The organism is Stenotrophomonas sp. YJH_SMC_80 (assembly GCF_059372495.1).
Genome location: NZ_JCAFVP010000004.1, coordinates 47,191 through 66,197, shown reverse-complemented (window position 1 = coordinate 66,197; position 19,007 = coordinate 47,191). Strand labels below are relative to the sequence as shown.

13 protein-coding genes are annotated in these 19,007 nt (G+C 65.1%); 7 read left to right on the top strand and 6 right to left on the bottom strand.

What is annotated here, in order from left to right; genetic code table 11:
• Window positions 1-60: 60 nt before the first annotated feature.
• The 4 genes from gyrB to dnaA all read right to left on the bottom strand — a co-directional run bounded on the left by gyrB (window position 61) and on the right by dnaA (window position 7,429).
• Window positions 61-2,520 carry a DNA topoisomerase (ATP-hydrolyzing) subunit B gene (gyrB, locus tag AC5P99_RS08630; RefSeq protein WP_005411733.1) on the bottom strand — a complete coding sequence of 820 codons (2,460 nt, stop codon included), beginning with the start codon at window positions 2,518-2,520 and terminating at the stop codon, window positions 61-63.
• Between the two features lie 112 nt (window positions 2,521-2,632).
• Window positions 2,633-3,727, bottom strand: coding sequence for a DNA replication/repair protein RecF (gene recF, locus AC5P99_RS08625; RefSeq protein ID WP_099605183.1), 1,095 nt, complete (start codon window positions 3,725-3,727; stop codon window positions 2,633-2,635).
• 994 nt (window positions 3,728-4,721) lie between these two features.
• Window positions 4,722-5,822, bottom strand: coding sequence for a DNA polymerase III subunit beta (gene dnaN / locus AC5P99_RS08620; protein ID WP_005411731.1), 1,101 nt, complete (start codon window positions 5,820-5,822; stop codon window positions 4,722-4,724).
• A gap of 275 nt (window positions 5,823-6,097) precedes the next feature.
• Complete coding sequence (gene dnaA / locus AC5P99_RS08615) at window positions 6,098-7,429, bottom strand: chromosomal replication initiator protein DnaA (RefSeq protein ID WP_005411730.1); 1,332 nt, start codon at window positions 7,427-7,429, stop codon at window positions 6,098-6,100.
• Between the two features lie 255 nt (window positions 7,430-7,684).
• Between dnaA and rpmH the strand changes: the two genes are divergently transcribed.
• From rpmH to AC5P99_RS08585, 6 genes are all read left to right on the top strand, one after another.
• Complete coding sequence (rpmH, locus tag AC5P99_RS08610) at window positions 7,685-7,825, top strand: 50S ribosomal protein L34 (RefSeq protein WP_005411729.1); 141 nt, start codon at window positions 7,685-7,687, stop codon at window positions 7,823-7,825.
• A 5-nt stretch (window positions 7,826-7,830) separates the two neighbouring features.
• Window positions 7,831-8,325 (top strand): ribonuclease P protein component, encoded by a 495-nt coding sequence (rnpA, locus tag AC5P99_RS08605; protein ID WP_005411728.1) that lies wholly within the window; start codon window positions 7,831-7,833, stop codon window positions 8,323-8,325.
• Window positions 8,325-10,040 carry a membrane protein insertase YidC gene (gene yidC, locus AC5P99_RS08600; RefSeq protein ID WP_049450051.1) on the top strand — a complete coding sequence of 572 codons (1,716 nt, stop codon included), beginning with the start codon at window positions 8,325-8,327 and terminating at the stop codon, window positions 10,038-10,040. The genes rnpA and yidC overlap by 1 nt, the downstream gene beginning before the upstream one ends.
• A 163-nt stretch (window positions 10,041-10,203) precedes the next feature.
• Window positions 10,204-12,876, top strand: coding sequence for a polysaccharide deacetylase family protein (locus AC5P99_RS08595; protein ID WP_495213046.1), 2,673 nt, complete (start codon window positions 10,204-10,206; stop codon window positions 12,874-12,876).
• A 3-nt stretch (window positions 12,877-12,879) separates the two neighbouring features.
• Window positions 12,880-14,229 carry a tRNA uridine-5-carboxymethylaminomethyl(34) synthesis GTPase MnmE gene (mnmE, locus tag AC5P99_RS08590; protein ID WP_108270690.1) on the top strand — a complete coding sequence of 450 codons (1,350 nt, stop codon included), beginning with the start codon at window positions 12,880-12,882 and terminating at the stop codon, window positions 14,227-14,229.
• A 159-nt stretch (window positions 14,230-14,388) separates the two neighbouring features.
• A complete protein-coding gene (locus AC5P99_RS08585) occupies window positions 14,389-15,504 on the top strand; it encodes a glycerophosphodiester phosphodiesterase (protein ID WP_495213045.1) in 1,116 nt (371 codons plus the stop codon).
• A gap of 110 nt (window positions 15,505-15,614) precedes the next feature.
• On the opposite strand, the gene AC5P99_RS08580 is transcribed toward AC5P99_RS08585, so the two are convergent.
• Together AC5P99_RS08580 and AC5P99_RS08575 are read right to left on the bottom strand one after the other, a co-directional pair.
• Window positions 15,615-16,385 (bottom strand): rhomboid family intramembrane serine protease, encoded by a 771-nt coding sequence (locus tag AC5P99_RS08580; protein ID WP_088435818.1) that lies wholly within the window; start codon window positions 16,383-16,385, stop codon window positions 15,615-15,617.
• Window positions 16,386-16,491: 106 nt separating this feature from the next.
• On the bottom strand, window positions 16,492-17,454 hold the full coding sequence (locus AC5P99_RS08575) for a TerC family protein (protein WP_005411722.1): 963 nt from the start codon (window positions 17,452-17,454) through the stop codon (window positions 16,492-16,494).
• Between the two features lie 348 nt (window positions 17,455-17,802).
• Between AC5P99_RS08575 and AC5P99_RS08570 the strand changes: the two genes are divergently transcribed.
• Window positions 17,803-18,972, top strand: coding sequence for a class I SAM-dependent rRNA methyltransferase (locus tag AC5P99_RS08570; RefSeq protein ID WP_495213044.1), 1,170 nt, complete (start codon window positions 17,803-17,805; stop codon window positions 18,970-18,972).
• The last annotated feature ends 35 nt before the right edge of the window (window positions 18,973-19,007 follow it).

Here is a 19,007-nt window from a genome sequence, read left to right as displayed (position 1 = left end):
CTGTGTTCAAGAGTCGAAGGCCGGCGCGCCTCCCCGCGCGCCGGCCGTGTCCCGATTGTGTCAGATATCCAGGTTTGCGACCTTCAGCGCGTTGTCTTCGATGAAATCGCGACGCGGTTCGACGACATCGCCCATCAGGGTGCTGAAGATCTGGTCGGCTGCGACAGCGTCCTCGATACGCACCTGCAGCAGTCGGCGGGTTTCCGGATTCACCGTGGTGTCCCACAGCTGCTCCGGATTCATTTCACCCAGACCCTTGAATCGCTGGATCTGGCGGCCGCGCTTGGCCTCCTCGAGCAGCCAGTTCTGTGCCTTGGCAAAGCTGTCGACTTCGATCGACTTGGCGCCGCGGGAAATGGTCGCGCCTTCGCGGACCAGACCGTGCAGCAGCTTCGATGCCTGGTGGATCGCGCGCAGTTCGCCGCTTTCGAAGGCCGACATCGGCAGCACCTGGATGTGCTGTTCGCCCATGTGGCGACGGGTCACCAGCACAGCGGCCGGGCGCTCGTCGTTGGCTTCCTGCAGTTCCAGCGTGAAACGCGGGCTGCCCAGGCTGCCCTGGTTGAGGCGCTTGGCCAGTGCATCCAGGCCCTCGCCTTCGCCGGCAGCGCGCAGGCTTTCCAGGTCCATCGGTACGAAATCGACCAGCGCTTCAAGCAGGTTGCGGTCGTAGCGATGTGCGTTGCGCTCGATCGAATCCAGCGCGGCCGCGTAGGCCAGCAGCAGCTTTTCCAGCGCAAGGCCTTCGATGCCGGGCTCGCCGGTGGCCGGCACCAGCGCAGCGTTTTCCACCGCGCTGCTGGCCAGGTAGCTGTCCAGCGCCGGGTCGTCCTTCAGGTACAGCTCCTGCTTGCCCTGCTTGATCTTGTACAGCGGCGGCAGGCCGATGTAGACGTAACCGCGCTCGATCAGCTCCGGCATCTGACGGTAGAAGAACGTCAGCAGCAGGGTGCGGATGTGGGCGCCGTCGACGTCGGCGTCGGTCATGATGATGATCTTGTGGTAACGCAGCTTGTCCGGGTTGTACTCGTCTCGGCCGATGCCGGTGCCCAGCGCGGTGATCAGCGTGCCGACCTGGTCGGAGGACAGCATGCGGTCGAAGCGCGCGCGTTCCACGTTGAGGATCTTGCCGCGCAGCGGCAGCACCGCCTGGTTCTTGCGGTTGCGGCCCTGCTTGGCCGAGCCACCTGCCGAGTCACCCTCGACGATGAACAGTTCGGACAGCGCCGGATCCTTTTCCTGGCAGTCGGCCAGCTTGCCCGGCAGGCCGGCGATATCCAGCGCGCCCTTGCGGCGGGTCAGGTCGCGGGCCTTTCGCGCCGCTTCACGTGCGCGCGCGGCGTCGACGATCTTGCCGGCGATCGCCTTGGCTTCGTTCGGGTTCTCCTGCAGGAACTCTTCCAGGCGCGCACCGAAGGCGTTTTCCACCGCCGGACGCACGTCGGAGCTGACCAGCTTTTCCTTGGTCTGGCTGGAGAAGCTCGGGTCCGGCACCTTCACCGACAGCACCGCGATCATGCCTTCTCGCATGTCGTCGCCGGTCAGGTTGATCTTGGCCTGCTTGGCGATGCCGTTCTGCTCGATGTAGTTGTTGAGCACACGGGTCAGCGCACCGCGGAAACCGGCCAGGTGGGTACCGCCGTCCTTCTGCGGAATGTTGTTGGTGAAGCAGTACATCGTCTCCTGATAGGAGTCGGTCCACTGCAGCGCCACATCCACGACGATGCCGTTGTGCTCGCCGGTGACTGAAATGACGTTCGGGTGCAGCGGCGTCTTCAGCTGGGCCAGATGCTCCACGAAGCTGCGGATGCCACCCTCGTAGTGGAAGTCATCGCGACGGCCGTCGCCACGCTCGTCGGCAAGGACGATCTTGACGCCGGAGTTCAGGAACGACAGTTCGCGCAGGCGGCGGGCCAGGATGTCGTAGTGGAACTCCACGTTGTCGTGGAAGGCGACGGTGGACGGCCAGAAGCGCACGGTAGTGCCGCGCTTGGTGGTGGTTTCCAGCTTGGCCAGCGCGGTCACTGCGGCGCCGTTGCTGAATTCCTGCTGGTAGTGGAAGCCGTTCTGGAACACGTCCACCAGCAGCTTCTGCGACAGCGCGTTGACCACGCTGACGCCGACGCCGTGCAGGCCGCCCGAAACCTTGTAGCTGTTGTCGTCGAACTTGCCGCCTGCGTGCAGGACGGTCATGACGACTTCGGCTGCAGACACTTCGCGACCGAGCTTGGCACTCATCTGCTCGTGCTTGCCAGTCGGGATACCACGGCCGTTGTCGGACACCGAGACCGAACCGTCAGCGTGGATCGTCACCGCAACGTGGTCGGCGTGGCCGGCCAGCGCTTCGTCGATCGAGTTGTCGACGACCTCGAACACCATGTGGTGCAGACCGGTGCCGTCATGCACGTCACCGATGTACATGCCGGGACGCTTGCGGACAGCCTCCAGGCCTTCCAGGGCGGTAATGCTGTTGGCGTCGTAATTGCCGTTGTTTGCCGGGGTGTTCTGTTCGTCGCTCATTGCGCTTGCCGTAGGCTCCGCAGGTCGGCCACCGCTTGGAGCGATGTGCCGAGAATGAAAGGATTCCAACCCGAATTATACCAGCCGGGGTCGAGCGGCCCTGGTGTGCCCACTATGGCACAGCCACGATCTGTGCATGTTCCACGTGGAACCGGGCGATGTGGGTCAGGTCCAGCAGCGCCGCCGGGGTTTCGGTAGCGGTGATGAAGATCTGTGCCGGCCCATTGAGCAGGCGCTCCAGCACCCGCGCCTGATGGGTGCGATCCAGCTCCGAGGCCAGATCGTCCAGAGCGATCACCGGCCATTCGCCGCGCTGTTCCGCATAGTCCTCGGCCTGCGCCAGCAGGCAGGCCAATGCCGTCAGCTTGGCCTGACCACGGGACAACGCATCACGGCCCGGAATGTTGTGGAAATCCACACTCCAGTCTGCCCGGTGTGGGCCGACCGAGGTATAGCCGGCCTGCCGGTCGCGTTCCCGGGCCAGAAGCAGGGCATCGGCCAAGGGAAGCTCATGCCGCCGCCAACCGGGGCTCAGTTCCAGACCCTGGATGCCGAGTTGCGGAGCCAGGCTGGCGGCCAAGGCCACCGTGCGCTGCTGCAGACGCTCCAGGTAGTGCTGACGGCGGCTGGTCAGCGGTTCCCCGGCCTCGGCCAGCTCGTGATCCCAGGTATCGAGCATCCGCGACGGCCCGCCCTGCTTGAGCAGAGCATTGCGCTGCTTCAGCGCCCGGGAATAGCGGCGCCACAGGGAGAGAAAATCCGGTTCCACGTGGAACAAGCCCCAATCGAGGAAGCGACGGCGAGGTTCGCCCCCCCCACTGACCAGTGCATGGCTCCCCGGCTCGAACGTCACCACGGCCAGCGCTGCGCAGAGATTGCCCAGCTGCGCGACATCTTCGCCGTCCAATCGCCCCTTCCAGTCCTGGCCACTGTGGCGCAGCCCGGCCTTTCGGCGGTGCGGCGGGTGATCGGCACGCTGTTCGTCCCATTCCACGAAGATTTCCAGCGCTTCCTGGCCCTGGCGCACCAGACCGTCGCGGACCCGGCCACGGAAGCTGCGCCCGTAGGCCATCAGGTGCAGGGCTTCGAGCACGCTGGTCTTGCCGGCACCGTTGTCGCCGGTCAGCAGGTTCAATCCAGGCTTGGGCGACAGGTCCACCGCGCTGAAGCGACGCAGTTGGTGCAGGGCGAGGCGGCGGATAAGCATGGGGCGCGAAAGACCATCCGCACGAGGCGGTAGTGGGGCAGGGAATCCATCAGCTTACTGCATCGGTCAAGCCAGCCGTGGCGCGCCAGACATCGCCACTGTGCTGAAGCCTCCGCCTGGCAACCCTACGCGTGTTCCACGTGGTGGCGCTCCCTCATCTGGGCTCGCCTGGGTCTGGATATGCCCGGGAATCCTTGAATTCTGAGCGGCGGCGCAGGGTACAGGCCTGCAGATTTCAGCGATTTCAGCCTCATTCCGCGAGCATCGCCAGGTGCCCCCGACGGTGGGTTGCGCGAACACCGCGCGGATTTCTTGAAATCTACGATGCGATGCCGTGGAGGGTTCCACAGATTTCAAAGAATTCAGCCCGTTCGTTTCACGCTGTCCACAGCGGGACTGTATGACTTATACACAAGGTATGGGCAAACTGTGGATAAAAAAGCCCTTTTGCCCGACCTGCGAAACTATCCACAGGTTCCCCCCCAGCCTGAGGGGCCTCTATACAGGGGGTTTCAGCTGCATAAATATCTTAAAAATCAATTGGATAATGCATTTTTCCACGAAATCTGGGCCTACCATCACCACCAGGCTTTAGATTTATACCCAGATTTAGAAGCTAGGCCAGCTCTGATCCGGCCCCAACCACGCCTGTGGACAGTGACGTCTGCAGATGAAGCAACCACTGCGACAGCGGATGCGATCCGCTTCATCCATCCGACCAGATTGGGTCACCTGCAATCAGGCTGAAGACCCGGAACTGCGTACTCGATCGAAGTTGGCTGGGCAGCGCCCAGGTCAGCAACCTGGATTCCTACCGCGCAGGGCCGATTGCATCGGAGGGGCAACCAAGAACAATCGGCAAGCAGCAATCTCGAGCAAGACATTCGTCCAGACCTGGAGATTCCGCGAACTCCGATGCTCCACGTGGAACCTGCAAAAAAAACGCCCGGGGAGATCCCGGGCGTCCTTCGGTTCCACGTGGAACAGGCTGCTGTCAGAGACGCAGCGGCATCACCACGTGACGCGACTTCTCGCTGCTGGATTCACGAACCAGCGCAGAAGAGTTGGAATCGCGCAGCTGGATGATGACCTCCTCATCGCGCAGCGCGGAGAGGGCGTCCAGCAGGTAGTTCACGTTGAAGCCAATGGCCAGATCACTGACCGTGGTGTCGGCTTCGATCTCTTCCTGGGCTTCTTCCTGTTCCGGATTGTGCGCGCTGATCTTCAGGTTGCCCGGCGAGACTTCCACGCGGATGCCGCGGTACTTCTCGTTGGACAGGATCGCGGCGCGCTGCAGCGAGGCACGCAGTGCTTCACGATCAACCTTCACTTCGCGGTCGGCACCGATCGGAATCACCGCTTCGTAATCCGGGAAACGACCGTCGATCAGCTTCGAGGTGAAGGTGACATCGTCGCGCTTGACGCGCACGTGGCTGCGGCCGACTTCCAGTTCGATCTCGCGATCGCCGCTCTCCAGCAGGCGCTGCAGTTCGGTCACGCCCTTGCGCGGCACGATGATCTGGCGCTTGGAACCGCTGGGCTTGGCCAGATCGGTTTCACACAGGGCCAGGCGATGGCCGTCGGTGGCGACCGTGCGCAGCGCATCGCCGCGCAGGTCGAACAGCAGGCCGTTGAGGTAGTAGCGCACGTCCTGCTGGGCCATAGCGAACGCAGTGCGCTCGATCAGTTCCTTCAGGGTTGCTTCGCCGATGGCCACGCGCTCGGTGGCTTCCACTTCGTCCACCGACGGGAAGTCGTTGGAGGGCAGGGTGGCCAGGGTGAAGCGGCTGCGGCCGGCCTGCACGGTGATCTTGTCACCGGTCTGCGAGACGGTAATCCGGCTGCCGTCGGGCAGGGCGCGGATGATCTCGAACAGCTTGCGGGCGGGAATGGTGGTTTCGCCGTCCTGGGCGTCTTCAACCGCGATCCGCGACACCATCTCCACTTCCAGGTCGGTACCGGTCAGCGACAGCTGGCCGTTCTGCACCTGGACCAGGAAATTGGCCAGAACCGGAAGGGTCTGGCGGCGTTCGACCACGTTGACGACCTGTGCCAACGGCTTGAGAAAGGCTTCGCGCTGCAGTGTGAAACGCATGTGGTTCCGTGCCCCTATGCTTTAAAAAATGTGGAATAAATCAAAAGCTTGGTGGTGCTGGTAGAGACAGAATCGCTGGAAAACAACGCTAAGTCTTTGTAAATAAAAGGATTTCAGGCATCGAAACCCTCTGTATTACCGACCCCCAGGGGGTGGGGAAAGCTGTGGATAAAACCGACGCGATTTCAAACGCCATTTTTATCCACAACGTGTCCCGCGCTTGCTACCGGATTCTGCACCGTTTTGTGCGATGACGCCTCATCGGCATCCGTGCATCATTCGCTCAGCTTCCGGATCAGCTTGTCCCAGTCCTCGCGGAGCTTGCCGTCGGTTTCCATCAGGGTCCGGATCTGGCGGCAGGCATGCAGCACCGTGGTGTGATCGCGACCGGCAAAGGCATCGCCGATCTCGGGCAGGCTGTGCTCGGTCAGTTCCTTGGTCAGGGCCATGGCGACCTGGCGCGGGCGTGCCAGCGAGCGGGTCCGACGCTTCGACAGCAGATCCTTGATCTGCAGGCCGTAGTAGTCGGCAACGGTTTTCTGGATGTTGGGAATGCTGATCGCCTGCTGCTGGGCGCGCAGCAGGTCGCGAAGGGTTTCCTGGGCGAATTCGGTGGTGATCGCGCGGCCGGTGAAATTGGCGCGGGCGGTCAGGGTATTGAGCGCGCCTTCGAGGTCGCGCACGTTGGAGCGCATCTTCTTGGCGATCAGGAACGCAACATCATCGGGAATCTCGGCACCGCGTTCGCGTGCCTTGGCCAGCACGATCGCGGCGCGGGTCTCGAAGTCCGGCGGTTCGATCGCGACCGACAGGCCCCAGGCAAGCCGCGACTTCAGGCGCGCTTCCAGGCCCTCGACTTCGCGCGGATAGCGGTCGCAGGTCAGGATGATCTGCTGCTTGCCATCGAACAACGCGTTGAAGGTGTGGAAGAACTCTTCCTGGGTGCGGTCCTTGCCGGCGAAGAACTGGATGTCATCGATCAGCAGCGCATCCACCTGCTGGAACTGGCGCTTGAACTGATCCATGGTCTTTTCCTGCAGGGCCCGGATCATCGCGCTGAAGAACTGTTCCGAACGCAGGTACAGCACCTTCGCGCCCGGATTGGCCTGGCGCATGGCGTTGCCGGCGGCGAACATCAGGTGGGTCTTGCCCAGGCCGGTGCCCCCGTACAGCAGCAGCGGGTTGTGCGCGCGGTCGCCCGGCTTCTGCGCCGCCTGGAAGGCGGCGGCCAGGCCCAGCTGGTTGCTGCGGCCTTCGACGAAGTTGGCGAACGTGTAGTGGTTGTCCAGGTTGCCGGCGAACGGCACCTGCGGTTCGCTGGACACATGCGCCGACGGCGTGGAAACCGGCGCGTTCTGCGCCTCCACAGGGCGCGGGCGCGAGCCGATTTCAAGAAAAACGTCGCTGAAACCGGCGAAGTGCGCCAGCAGTTCGCGGATCCGGGCCAGGTACAGCTCGCGGACCTGGTCGACGATGAAGGCATTCGGTGCATACAGCACCAGGCTGTCCACGCGCAGATCGGCCTGCAGTGGCTTCAGCCAGGTATGAACGTCTTCCGGCGGGAACTCCGCTTCGAGGCGCTCGAGACTACGGGACCAAGCATCCATCAGCAATAATCGTCCGGTGGCCGGGGCATGGACGCGACAAGGCGCCCAAACACAGGCCTGAAAGGGGGGAAATGGATGGCTCAGACTACCACCGAGCGCCCGCCTTCGGAATGCTTGTCCCCTACTTATTCACAAAAACATCCACAGCTATTGCACAGCCCGGTGAATTCGCGTAGCTGCCAGGGGTTGACTTGGGGCAGGGTACCTCTCTAGAATTTCCGGTTCTTTCCGTCCCATTCATACGAGAGGCCCCCAATGGCCACGAAGCGCACCTACCAGCCCAGCAACCTCAAGCGTAAGCGCGACCACGGCTTCCGTGCCCGTATGAAGACCGCTGACGGCCGCAAGATCCTGTCGCGTCGCCGCGCCAAGGGCCGCAAAGTCCTGAGCGCCTGATTGCCATGCCGCACCCCGCGGCAGACGCAATCCCTTCGACAGTGAATACTGCAGACCCGCGCAAGCGATTCCCTCGCTCTGCGCGGGTTCGCACGCGTGCCGAATACTCAACGGTCTTCAACGGCGCCCGCCGTGTGTCCGATCCGCTGATGACCCTGCACTGGCTGCCGGCTGACCGGCCGGCCAGGCTGGGTCTGGCGGTTTCCCGCAAGGTTGATCCGAACGCCGTCGGGCGTAACCGGATCAAGCGCGTCCTGCGCGACATCCTGCGTCAGACACGTACCGACATCCAGCCAGGCGACTTTGTCGTCGTGGCTCGTAGTGCTGCGCGTTCCGCCAGCAACGACGAGATCCGCCAGGCCTTCCTGCGCCTGCTGCGTCGCCTGCGTGCATTGCCCACGCCGGGCGTGGACGGCACAATGCCGCCGCCTGATGGCATCGCAACTCCTTCTTTGACCGAGCCGGCATCGCGTCCCGGCCCCGCCGAGCCTGTCCGCTGATGAACCAGACCCGCGTATTCCTCATTTTTGCCTGGCTGATGGTGGCCGTGCTGCTGTGGATGGAGTGGAGCCGTGAAAAGGCTGCTCCGACCCCGGCACCAACCACCACGTCGGCCCCGGCCGCCGCACAGAGTGTTCCGGGCGCGAACCCCGGCGCCATCCCCAGCGCCCAGGTGCCGGGCGCCACCGGCCAGGCCGCCGCACAGGCCCAGGCCAGCGCTACCCCGGCCAGCCAGCGCGTGACCGTCACCACCGACGTGCTGCGCCTGGTGCTCGACGGCGGCCGCGTGCTCGACGCCGAGCTGCTGCAGTTCCCGCAGACCAAGGACGAAGGCAGCCCGCCGGTCCGCCTGCTGACCGAAGACCCCGCGCACCCGTACAGCGCGATCAGTGGCTGGGCCAGCGAAGACAAGAACACCCCGGTCCCGGGCGCCGACGGCTTCAAGCTGGTGGGTGACACCAAGGACTTCGTGCTGGCCAAGGGCCAGAACGAGCTGCAGATCCCGTTCGTGTGGACCGCCGACAACGGCGTGACCATCAAGCGCACCCTGACCGTCTCGCGCAACGAGTACGCCGTGCGCTTCAAGGACGAAGTCAGCAACGCTGGCGCCGCGCCGTGGAACGGCTACGTCTACCGCACCCTGGACCGCACCCCGACCATCCTGTCGCGGAGCATGACCAACCCCGATTCCTTCAGCTTCAACGGTGCCACCTGGTACGACAACGACAAGAAGTACCAGCGTCGTGCGTTCAAGGACTACCTGGAAGACGGCACGCTGAACCAGAACATCACCGGCGGCTGGCTGGCGATGCTGCAGCACCACTTCTTCACCGCCTGGATCCCGCAGAAGGACCAGACCGCACACTACGTGCTGTCGCAGGTGGCTGGTCGTGACCTGATCGAAGCGCGTGGCCCGGCCTTCACCGTGGCCCCGGGCCAGTCCACCAGCACCGAAGCCCGCCTGTGGGTCGGCCCGAAGCTGGTCAACCTGATCGCCAAGGAAGACGTGCCGGGCCTGGACCGCGTGGTCGACTACAGCCGCTTCTCGATGATGGCGGTGATCGGCCAGGGCCTGTTCTGGGTGCTGAACCAGGTGCACAAGCTGGTCGGCAACTGGGGCTGGGCGATCGTCGGCCTGGTGGTGCTGCTGAAGCTGGTGCTGTACCCGCTGTCGGCAACCCAATACAAGAGCGGCGCCAAGATGCGCCGCTTCCAGCCGCGCATCGCGCAGTTGAAGGAACGCTATGGCGACGACCGCCAGAAGTTCCAGACCGCGATGATGGAGCTGTACAAGAAGGAAAAGATCAATCCGATGGGGGGCTGCCTGCCGATCCTCATCCAGATGCCGATCTTCTTCGCCCTGTACTGGGTGCTGGTCGAATCGGTCGAACTGCGCCAGGCGCCCTGGTTCGGCTGGATCCAGGACCTGACCGCACGCGACCCGTACTTCATCCTGCCGGTCATCAACGTGGCAGTGATGTGGTTCACCCAGAAGCTGACCCCGGCACCGGGCATGGACCCGATGCAGCAGAAGATGATGCAGTTCATGCCGCTGGTGTTCGGCGTCATGATGGCCTTCATGCCGTCCGGCCTGGTCCTGTACTGGGTGGTCAATGGCGGCCTGGGCCTGCTGCAGCAGTGGTGGATGACCAAGCGCCATGGCGGTGAGCCGGTCCCGGCCACCACCTCGCCGGCCCCGGTCAAAAAGAAGTAATCCCGACCTGTAGAGTCGACTGTTAGTCGACTGGCAGTAGAGCAGTCGACTAACAGTCGACTCTACTACCGCCCCGGTCGATGAGAAGCCCGCCGCAAGGCGGGCTTTTCGCATGCGGCGTTAGAATCGCCGGCACACCGTTCCTCCCACCTTCGAGTCCACCATGCAGCGTGCGTCGTCGTTCCGCCTGTTCCTGCCGTCGCTGTTGTTGACCCTGGTCGTTGCCGGCTGTGGCGACAAGGACGCGAAGGCGCCGGCGACCACGGTCACCCAGCCCAGCGCGCAGGCCGCGGCCGCCGCCGATCCCGCCGCTGCACCGTTGCTGGCCGCGCTGCAGAAGCAGCTCGACGGCTACCGCCGCATCATCGTGCTGCTGGCCGACGAGGAACAGCAGTCGGCTGCCGACCGCGGTACCTCCACGCGCGTGGGCCAGCAGCTGTTCCACGATGGCCTGGAACAGCGCACGGCCATCGCCGCGCAGTTCGACACGCTGCTGCGCGGCTCCAGTCCGCAGCGCTTCGCCACCCTCGGCACCGTGCTGGACTACATCGAGTCGGCGCCGGAACTGTTCGACGCCGACCGCCTGGCCTTCCGCGAAGTGCTGCGTGACCTGCATGAACGGGTCGGCACCGATTCGTCGCTGCCGGCAGTGAAGCTGCACCAGCGCATCGGTGAAGACCTGGAGGCGCTTGATGAGATCGAGCGCAACTACAACCAGGAACTGACCCGCATCTTCAGCCGTTTCGAGCGCACCCGCGCCATCGAACTGAAGCGTGAGAAGTGGGACGACTACATCGCCCACCTGCACAAGGACTACAGCCGCGAAGCGATCCTGCGCGACTATGGCGTGATCGAGCCGTACCCGATGTCGATGAAGGACAGCGACCGCGAGATCTTCGGCCGCGACCTGCCGGCCAAGACCGTTGTGCTCACCTTCGACGATGGCCCGCACAAGGCCTACACCGATGAAGTGGTGGCCATCCTCAAGCGCTACGACGTGCCGGGCGTGTTCTTCGAAGTGGGCCGCAACCTGGGCAAGGTCGAGGCCGACGGCAAGGTCAGCCTCGGCCCGATGGCCAGGATCAGCCGCAACCTGATGGAAGAGGGCTATGCGGTCGGCAACCACAGCCTGACCCACGCCCAGCTGTCGCGCACCACCGGTGACGCGCTGCGCCAGCAGGTGCTGGACACCGACACGCTGCTGAAGGATGTCAACAGCAAGCGCGCGCCGCTGTTCCGCTTCCCCTATGGCGCACGCAATGCCGAAGGCCTGCAGCTGCTCAACGAAGCCGGGCTGAAGTCGATCATGTGGAACATCGACTCGATGGACTGGGCCGACCCGGTGCCGGAATCGATCGTCCAGCGCGTGCTCGACCAGGTGAACAAGGAACAGCGCGGCATCGTCCTGTTCCACGACATTCACGATCGTGCGGTGAAGGCGCTGCCGCAGATCCTCGACCGGCTGATCGCCGATGGCTACCAGTTCGCTGGCTGGAACGGCCGCGACTTCACGGTCGCCCGGGCGCGCAAGGGCGATACCGGTGCCGCCACCGTCACCACCGGCTACGAGAAGTCCTGGGCGATCGTGGTCGGCATCGACAACTACGCCAAGTGGCCGAAGCTGGAGTACGCCAGCCACGATGCGCAGGCGGTGGCCGATACCCTGACCGGGCAGTTCGGCTTCCCGTCCTCGCAGGTGATCGTGCTGAAGAACGAGCAGGCCACGCGCAACAACATCCTGGCTGCCTTCCACGACCGCCTGGCCGATGACCGCACTGGCAAGAACGATCGCGTGTTCGTGTTCTTCGCCGGCCATGGCGCGACCCGCCAGCTCGCCTCCGGGCGCGACCTCGGCTACATCATCCCGGTCGATTCGGACCCGAAGGAATTCGCTACCGACGCCATCGCGATGACCGACATCCAGAACATCGCCGAGAGCATGCAGGCCAAGCACGTGATGTTCGTGATGGATGCCTGCTACAGCGGCCTGGGCCTCACCCGTGGCGGTCCATCGTCGTCGTCGTTCCTGCGCGAGAACGCGCGGCGCAGCGCGCGGCAGATGCTGACCGCCGGCGGTGCCGACCAGCAGGTGGCCGACGCCGGTCCGAACGGCCACTCGGTGTTCACCTGGGTGCTGCTGCAGGCATTGGCCGGCAAGGGCGACCTCAACGGCGATGGGCTGATCACCGGTACCGAACTGGCCGCCTACGTTGCGCCGGCCGTCTCAGCCGTTTCACACCAGACCCCGGCCTTCGGCAGCCTGCCCGGTTCGCAGGGCGGCGAGTTCGTGTTCCAGGTGCCGGACAGCCAGGAGTTCCTCAATGCCGATACGCGCCAGTTGACCGCCGATGCGATCGCACTGAACAACAAGGTTGAAGCCGCCAGCGAAGCCAAGGGCAGCCAGGCGCCGGTGACGGTGGCCGACCTGCAGGGCGGCAAGGCCAAGCTGGTGGTGCCCACTGCGGGCCCGGCGTCGGATCGCCAGCGCGCGCAGCAGGCCAATGACCGCGGCCTGCAGCTGTACCGCGAGAAGCAGTACGACGAGGCGGTGGCGCAGTTCACCGAGGCACTGAAGCTGCGTCCGGACTTCGCCCAGGCCGCCAACAACCTCGGCTTCGTCTACTACCGCCAGCAGCGCTATGCCGAAGCGGCGCGCTGGCTGGAGAACACGCTGAAGATCGACCCCTCGCGTGCAGTGGCCTATCTCAACCTGGGTGATGCCTACTTCAACGCCGGCGACAAGGCCAAGGCCAAGCAGGCCTACACCACCTACCTGGCCTTGCAGCCGCAGGGCAGTGGCGCGGCACAGGCGCGCGCACAGCTGGAGAAGCTCTGAGCCATGAACGACGCGATCCGCACCGACACCATCGTCGCCATCGCCAGTGCCCCTGGCGCCGGCGGTGTCGGCCTGCTGCGCCTGTCCGGCCCGCGTGCTGCGGCCATCGCCAATGCACTGGGTGCACCTGCACTGCGTCCGCGCCACGCGCACTACGCGCGCCTGCGTGATGCCGAAGGCGAGGTCATCGACGATGGCATCGTGCTGTGGTTCCCGGCACCGAACAGCTTCACCGGCGAGGAAGTGGTGGAACTGCAGGGCCACGGCAGCCCGGTGCTGCTGCAGCAGCTGGTCGCGCGCTGCATCGCGCTCGGCGCGCGCCAGGCGCGGCCGGGTGAGTTCAGTGAACGGGCATTCCTCAACCGCAAGCTCGACCTGGCCCAGGCCGAGGCCATCGCCGACCTGATCGCCGCAGGCGACAACCGCGCCGCGCGCGCGGCACGTCGCTCGCTGGATGGCGTGTTCTCGCGCCGCATCGACGCCGTGGTCGAGCAGCTGGTGCTGCTGCGCATCCACGTGGAAGCGGCCATCGACTTCGCTGACGAACCGCTGGATACGCTCGGTGGCGCGCAGGTGCGGTGTGGGCTGGAACAGGCGCGCAGCGATCTGGCCCTGCTGCGCCGCGATGCCGAACGCGGCCGTCGCCTGCGCGATGGCCTGCATGCGGTGCTGATCGGTCCGCCGAACGCCGGCAAGAGTTCACTGCTCAACGCGCTGGCCGGCAGCGAACGCGCCATCGTCACCGACATCGCCGGTACCACCCGCGACACCCTGCGCGAGACCATCCGCCTGGACGGCCTGGAGCTGACCCTGGTCGACACCGCCGGCCTGCGCGACGGCGGTGACGCCATCGAACGCGAAGGCATGCGCCGCGCCCACGTGGAAATCGAGCGCACCGACCTGGCGCTGATCGTGCTGGATGCGCGCGATCCGGCGGCCGGCGAAGCGGCGCTGGGCGAGGCCGTGGCGGCGGTGCCGCACAAGGTCTACATCCACAACAAGTCGGACCTGCTGGAGGCGTTGCCGTCGCTGGACGATCCGGACCGCGTGTTCGTTTCGGCCGCCACCGGCGCCGGGCTGGACGATCTGCATGCGCGTCTGCGTTCGATTGCTTCGGCCGGGGCAGGGGAGCAGGTGGATGGCGAGTTCTCCGCGCGCACGCGCCATGTGGATGCAATCGAACGTGCGCAGGAACATGCGCAGCGCGCCGATGGCGAGCTGGCGCACGAGCACCTGGAGCTGGCCGCCGAGGAACTGCGGCTGGCGCATGACGCGCTGGGCGAGATCACCGGGCAGATGAGTGCCGATGACCTGCTGGGCAGGATCTTCTCCAGTTTCTGCATCGGCAAGTAAGCCATGGTAGTGCCGGCCGCTGGCCGGCAACCCAGCCGAACGAGCTCCTCGGGATCGCTACGGGGTCGGATCCCCTGCGGGGATCCGACCCCAGGTCCCCCACCTGTCACATTGCCGCCGCATACTGACGCCCATCACATACCGCTTGGGGAAGTCGCAGTGAAGTCGTGGGGTTGTGCGTTGCTGTTGTCGCTGGCCGTGGCACCATCGGTGGCCATGAGTGCTGAATCCTCCACCCCGGCCGCGCACAAGGTGTCGGTCTATGGTCATCGCGGGGCGAGCGCGTTGCTGCCCGAGCACACCTTGGCCGCCTATGCGCAGGCGATCGCCGATGGCGCCGACTACATCGAGCCGGACCTGGTGATGACCAGGGACGGAGTGATGGTGGCCCGCCACGAGAACGAGATCAGCGGCACCACTGATGTGGCCTCGCATCCGGAATTCGCCAGCCGCCGCACCAGCAAGGTCATCGACGGCCAGAAGGTGGACGGCTGGTTCACTGAAGACTTCACCCTGGCCGAGCTGAAGACCCTGTACGCGCGCGAGCGCCTGCCGGAACTGCGCAGCACCGCCTATGACGGCCAGTTCCGCATCGCCAGCCTGGACGAGATCCTCGCGTTCCTTGTCCAGCAGGCCGGGCGTGCCAACCGTGGCATCGGCCTGGTGCCGGAGATCAAGCATCCGACCTACTTCCAGTCGATCGGCCTGCCGATGGAAGACAAGCTCCTGACCGCGCTGCGTGGCAATGCCTATACCAACGTCGGCCCGGTCACTATCCAGTCGTTCGAGACCGCCAACCTGCGCTACCTGCGCGGCAAGATCCCGCGCGGCAGCAACATCCGCCTGCTGCAACTGCTGTGGAAGGGCGACACCCAGCCGGCCGACATCGCCAAGGCCGGTGGCAAGCTGACCTACGCGCAGATGATGACGCCGGCAGGACTGAAGGACATCGCCAGCTACGCCGACAGCATCGGCCCGGAACTGCGCTCGATCATTCCGCTGGATGCCAAGGGCACGCTGAGCACTCCGACCACGCTGGTACAGGACGCACATGCAGTGGGCCTGATGGTGATTCCGTACACCTTCCGTCCGGAGAACCACTTCCAGGCCAGCAACCTGCGCAAGGGCGCCGACAATGCGCGCAATGCCGAGGGTTCGATTGCCGAGATGCGTGCCTATCTGGCCACCGGCATCGATGCCTTCTTCACCGATGACCCGGCACTGGGCCGACAGGCGGTGGATGGCATGGGCGCAGCGGGGAATGCGGCGAACTGACGGACTCTGGTAGATGCCAACCTTGGTTGGCACACAACAACCGCCGACCAAGGTCGGCCACTACCGGATCATGAGGGTGCCGGCCAGCGGCCGGCACTACCGGGGCATTTTCAGCCGCGCGGCTCGTCCGGCCGGCGGAACGGAATCACCACGTAGTCCTGGCCTTCGCGCGGCTGCCACAGCACCGGCACGCGCTGCGGTGACGGCGGTTCCAGCTCGTCGTCGGGTAAAGGTTCGACGTCTTCTTCTTCGTCTTCCCAGCTGTAGCGTGGGCGCGGCGGCAGCGGGTCGGCGTTGCGGAACAGCAGCGCGGCGATGATGCCGGCGAAGGCGCCGCCCATGTGCGACTGCCAGGACACGCCGTCGGCGTGCGGCAGGATGGTCATCAGCATGCCGCCGTAGAACAGCATGCCGATCAGGCCGGTGGCAATCGCTGCACGGTCGCGGCGCAGCAGGCCCAGGCTGGCCAGCAGGAACATCAGGCCATGGGTGACGCCGCTGGCGCCCAGGTGCACGCTGCCCGGATTGCCCAGCATCCACGCACCGATGCCCGAGCCCAGCCACAGCAGGGGCAGGGCGCGCACGGTGGCTTTCGGGTAGACGCTGCCGGCCAGCGTGCCCAGGATCAGGATCGCGATGCTGTTGGCGGCGATGTGCTCGACCGAGGCATGCAGCATCGGGCCGCCGATCAGGCCAAGCAGGCCCTTGGCTTCCAGCGGCGCGACCGCCCAGGGCCGCCAGTCGAAGGTGCCCTGCAGGGCGAACACGGCCACCAGCACCAGCACGGCGGCCAGGCTGAGATTGAACGCCCGCAGGATGCGCGAGCGGTCATTGCGGGGGGCCGGCAGGTCGCCAGCGGGCAGGGGCGCGTTGTTGTCCATACCTCAGCAATGGCGGTGACTGGCGCGAAACCAAGGCCACTGTTGCGGGAGAGTGGGTGCGGCCGGCGGGACAATCCCGCCGGCCGCGTCTTCCCACCGCTCAGGCTCAGGCGTGGCCCGAGCCTTCCTTCGGCGGGTACTTCAGGCTCAGCACCACGGTGGCGGCGATGATCACCGCGACCACGCCCAGCGACACCGGGGTCGGGATCTTGAACAGGTCGATGATCATCATCTTGATGCCGATAAAGCCCAGCACCAGCGCCAGGCCATACGGCAGCAGGTGGAAGCGGTCGGCCATGCCGGCCAGCAGGAAGAACATCGCGCGCAGGCCCAGCACCGCGAACACGTTGGAGGTGAGCACGATGAACGGGTCGGTGGTGATCGCGAAGATCGCCGGAATGCTGTCCACGGCGAAGATCACGTCGGTGACCGCGATCAGGATCAGCACCGCGAACAGCGGGGTGAACCAGCGCACGCCGTCGCGCTTCACGCTCAGTGCGTTGCCGGCATAGTCCGGCAGCAGGCGCAGGTGCTTGCGCATCCAGCGCAGGGCGGGATTGGTCTCCAGGTCCGGCTCCTGGCCGGCGGCGAACCACATCTTCCAGCCGGTGAACAGCAGGAAGGCACCGAACACGTAGAGCAGCCAATGGAACTGGCTGATCAGCACGCTGCCGGCGAAGATCATGATCGTACGCAGCACGATCGCGCCCAGGATGCCGATGATCAGCACCTTCTGGCGCTGCTCCTCCGGCACCGCGAAGTAGCTCATGATCATCAGGAACACAAAGATGTTGTCGACCGCCAGCGCCTTCTCGACCAGGTAGCCGGTCAGGAATTCGAGGCCGACCTTGTTGGCCACCACCTGGCCGGCGGTTTCATTCAGGTAGTACCAGAGGCCCGCATTGAACAGCAGGGCCAGCGCTACCCAGCCGATGGACCACCACAGGGCCTCCTTGAAGGTGACCTTGTGCGGTCCACCATGGCGCATCAACACGAGGTCGACCAGCAGGGCGATGACCACCACCGCTGCGAAGCCGCCCCACAACCACACGTTACCGATCGTCTGCATTGGGAATGTCCGTTGGAAAGATGAATGCCAGGCCGGACGGCGAGGATCTGCAACGGAGGATCGGGAGGGGGATCCAGGGACAGAGCTTCGCCAGTACGGCGAAGGTCTCGCTCGCAGTTCCAGTCGGCTGGAACTGCCGTTGCACCGGAGCCTGCGGGCTCGAAATGACGGCGACAACGTCTGGGAGCTACTCCCCTTCTGGCGCCGATTCTGCCGTCTGGCCCCGCCGCCGTCAAATGGGGAGGCCAGGGGTCGGATCCTCAAAGGGGCTCCGACCCCATTGTCGCCACACTGGGGTCAGAGCCCCTGCGGGGATCCGACCCCCGGCGCCCGGTTTACAATGGGTGGATGAATACCCCCCTTCCGATTGTCCGCCTCAAGAATGCGTGGCGTTCCAGCCACCCGTGGATCTTCCAGAAACTGGTCGAGAAACCGACCGTCCGGCCCAAGCCCGGTTCCATCGTCGACGTGGTCGGCATCGATGGCGAGTTCATTGGCCGCGGGTTCTACAACGGGCACTCGCGCATCGCCGTGCGCATCCTCGAAACCGACCAGAACGTGCCGGTCGATGCCGGCTGGTTCTCGCGCAAGATCGCCCAGGCGGTGTCGCTGCGCCGTGAGGTGCTGAAGCTCGACGCGGTCTCCGACGCCTGGCGCGTGGTGCACAGCGAAGGCGACGGCCTGTCCGGCCTGGTGGTGGATCGCTACGGCGACCTGGTGGTGGTCGAGTTCTTCGCCGCCGGCATGTTCCGCCACCGCGAATGGATCTACGACGCCCTGCGCGAGCAGTTCCCGGGCTGCCGTTTCCACAGCTGTGCCGACGAACACGTGCAGAAGCAGGAGAGCTTCGACTTCCACGGCAACACCACCACCGAAGCGTCGGTGATCACCGAGTACGGCATCAAGTTCCGCGCCGACCCGGCCGGCGCGCACAAGACCGGTTTCTTCGCCGACCAGCGCGAGAACCGCGAGTGGCTGAGCCAGCAGGTGGAAGGCAAGAGCGTGCTGGACCTGTGCTGCAACACCGGCGGTTTCGCCGTGTATGCCGCTGCGCGTGGCGCTTCGGAAGTGGTCGGCATCGACATCGATGAGGACGTCATCCAGATCGCCAAGGGCAATTCGCGCCTGAACAACGTGCGCCCGAAGTTCATCCAGTCCGACATCTTCCCGTGGCTGCGCGACGCCGCCAACCGCGGCGAGCAGTACGACGTGGTGATCCTGGATCCGGCGAAGATGACCCGCGACCGCGACCAGGTCATCACTGCGCTGAAGAAGTACCTGGACATGAACAAGCTGGCGCTGGGCGTGGTCAAGCCGGGCGGCCTGTTCGCCACGTTCTCCTGCACCGGCCTGGTGGCCGAGGACCAGTTCCTCGACATGCTGCGCCGCGCGGCCTATTTCTCCGGCCGCACGATCCAGATCCTGAAGGTCGCTGGTGCGGGTCCGGACCATCCGTTCATGGCCCACGTGCAGGAATCGCGTTACCTGAAGGCCGTGTTCTGCCGCGTGGTCGACTGACCGCAGGACGATGTAGAGGCGAGCCGCGCCACCTG